Origin of the sequence: Phocaeicola sp. HCN-40430, from assembly GCF_037890285.1 — a bacterium.
GTDB classification, from domain to species: Bacteria; Bacteroidota; Bacteroidia; order Bacteroidales; family Bacteroidaceae; genus Phocaeicola; species Phocaeicola acetigenes.
The window spans coordinates 1-1,483 of the sequence record NZ_JBBKBS010000051.1; the positions used below are offsets into that span (position 1 = coordinate 1).

The window sequence follows — 1,483 nt, forward strand, 5'->3', positions numbered from 1 at the left end:
TCTTTAAATATATCCAGTTTTTCATGTTTTAATGGATCTTGCTCTATTTTTGTCCCTGGAAGTGATTCTGGATGTTTATGCACGAATGATATTACTGGAACTCCTTGTTCAACGGCATATTCAAATTCTTTTTGAGTATAGCTTTTCCCGGATTCTTCTTCAATGGATCCATATCTTCCAGCAACTATTAAAACATAATAATCACATTCTCTAATAAGGCTTTTAATAACCTCCCATTGAGAATCATCAGAAGCATTGAAATATTCCATGCCAACAGGAAAACAATTCATCTGTAAAAGAGCTTCCATTACTTTCTTGCGCTCTTCCTGCAAATCCTCGTATGTTGAACTGACAAAAACCTGATACTTCTTATCCATAATCACAACAAATTTATAGCTGCCAGTTCCTCTGTCAGCGCATTAATTCCTTTTTGAATCTTCTCCAACTGCTGTTTGCGTGGTTTGTGTACTCCAGCCGCATAGTGCCACAACTGGCGTTCATTGATTCCGGTAATCCGGCTCAAAGCGGCTTTGGTAAAGATACTGCTGTAATAGTTGATAAAAGTGGCAGCATCTATCTTGAATTTTAAGGAGAACTCTCCCTGCAAAACTTCCACTGGAGTGATGTTCATCTCCTGACATGATTCCAAGTAAAGCTCAACAGCTTCCTTCATGTTCTTCTCGATCTCCTTTACATCGTTGCCAACAGTCATTACCGGAGCACCTTCAATATAGGCACTAAGATTATTTCCTGCATGTTCTACAATCACTTCTACGGTTTTCATACTGACCTCCTTTTTATCGTTTAACAAAAGAGGCGGGGGCTATTTTAGCCCCGCTTGCCTCAGAATGTTGTAATAAGTGCCTTTCTCAACGCCTTTCTTGCCGTGGTCGGGGACAATTACCACATGACTACCGTCAGTATAAACCATGTGACTGCCTTTTTGCCTCACGAACCAAAAGCCATTTTCAGTAAGCAGCGTTACAACGTCTTTAACTGATTTGTAGCTCATAGCGTTTATGACTTAATTACGATGCAAATATAGTAAAATAACGAATAGTAAAAAAGAAAATATTCGTGTTTTTACTATAATTATAAGGTATCGAGATAGTCGTATAAGGCAGGAAGATAGTCTCGGTCAAAAACGAATTGGCTTGCTGTTTTAGGGAGTTTATCCGAGGCAACGTTGTCAGCTTGCTCACCCCACAAACACTTGACATCGTATTCAATGTCTTTTTCTTCAAGCCCAGCGTGCTCTTTTAACCATTTGCAAATTAGTTCTCCTAATTTCTTCGTATCATGCTTACTCTCATTGTGTTTCCTTACATAGAGAATAAACTCGTCATTTCCCATCTTGATAGGTTTACCCATAGTTATCAATATTTTAAAGTTAAACATAAACACAAATATATAGGTTATCAATGTGAATCTGAAAATTAATTGAACAAAAATAGCAGCACCTCGAAAGATACCGCTATTTAAT

The 1,483-nt window shown here is 37.8% G+C and carries 4 protein-coding genes; all 4 read right to left on the reverse strand.

Annotated features, from left to right (window positions below; genetic code table 11):
• The coding region (locus WKU26_RS12500) for a DUF4062 domain-containing protein (protein ID WP_340322288.1) at window positions 1-377 on the reverse strand (377 nt) is incomplete at its 3' end.
• Between the two features lie 2 nt (window positions 378-379).
• Window positions 380-784, reverse strand: a complete 405-nt coding sequence (locus tag WKU26_RS12505) for an antitoxin HicB (RefSeq protein ID WP_340322289.1) — start codon at window positions 782-784, stop codon at window positions 380-382.
• 39 nt (window positions 785-823) lie between these two features.
• Window positions 824-1,012: a type II toxin-antitoxin system HicA family toxin gene (locus tag WKU26_RS12510; RefSeq protein WP_117671892.1), complete on the reverse strand. Its 189-nt coding sequence runs from the start codon at window positions 1,010-1,012 to the stop codon at window positions 824-826.
• An 80-nt stretch (window positions 1,013-1,092) separates the two neighbouring features.
• Window positions 1,093-1,483 (reverse strand): hypothetical protein (locus tag WKU26_RS12515; RefSeq protein ID WP_340322290.1); only part of this gene is annotated, 391 nt, incomplete at its 5' end.